Below are 1,056 nucleotides of genomic sequence, written 5' to 3'. Positions count from 1 at the left end.
GGGTGCGGGTCGTCCGGCACCGGCACGAACCGGTCCGGGCCCGCCCCCGCACCGACCGGTTCCGCACCGATCCCGCCCTGCCACGCCGCACGGGCCGCGACCACGTCCTCGTGCGAACGCCCGAGGAAGTTCCACCACATGACGATCCGCTCCCCCAGCGGCGCACCGCCCAGCAGCAGCACGCGCGCACCGTCCGGCCCGGCCGCGAGCGCCAGGTCGGGCGACCCCGGAGCGACGTAGAGCAGCTCGCCCGGCCGGCCGGCGGTCCCCGCGACCTGCACCTGCCCGGAGTCGACGAGCACCCCGTGCTCGAACCCCGGCTCGACGTCGAGCACGAGCCGCGCACCGGCGTCGAGCACGACCTCGGCACCGAGCACCCGGGTGAACCACGGCACCGGCGACGTCACCCCGACCAACGACCCGAGGAACACCCGCAGCACGGCACCGGGCAGCGTGGTCGGGTCCGGCGCGTGGTGCGCGAACGCCGGGGCGGTGCCCACCTCGGCGGCCGGCAGCGCGAGCCACAGCTGGGCGCCGTGCAGCACCGTCGTCGCCGGGGTCGAGTACTCCGAGTGCACGATGCCGCGGCCCGCGGTCATGAGGTTGAGCTCACCGGGCCGCACGAGGGCGTGCGTGCCCAGGGAGTCCCGGTGCTCGATCTGCCCCGAGAACAGCCAGCTCACCGTGGCCAGCCCGGTGTGCGGGTGCGGCGGCACCACCATGCCACCGGTCACCGACACGTCGTCGGGGCCGTAGTGGTCGAGGAAGCACCACGCGCCGATGAAGGACCGCGCCCGCTGCGGCAGGGTGCGCCGCACCGTCATCGCCCGGATCCCGCCGAGCGGCACGTCACGCGGGGTGAGCACCTGGACCCCGCCGGGTGCACCGCCGGTCTGCGGTGCGCACACCGTCTCCGACGGCTGCTGCTCGAGATTCGTCACACCGGCTCCTCCCCGTCCGGCGCCCACCGTACGTCGGGCGGTCCGGTCCGACCCGGTCACCGGGTCGGCGCCGCGTCCCGCCGCACCGGTCAGCGCGGCGGGACGCGGCGAGCCG

Annotated in this window: 1 protein-coding gene; it reads right to left on the bottom strand. The window is 76.2% G+C overall.

The features are described from left to right. On the bottom strand, window positions 1-941 hold a 941-nt coding region (locus tag F2B26_RS16430; RefSeq protein WP_159811151.1), incomplete at its 3' end, for a pirin family protein. Window positions 942-1,056: the final 115 nt, after the last annotated feature.

Origin of the sequence: Cellulomonas citrea (assembly GCF_009829685.1) — a bacterium.
Taxonomy (GTDB): Bacteria; Actinomycetota; Actinomycetes; order Actinomycetales; family Cellulomonadaceae; genus Cellulomonas; species Cellulomonas citrea.
The sequence above is the reverse complement of the archived record's forward strand: the minus strand, read 5'-3'. Positions and strand labels throughout refer to the sequence as shown.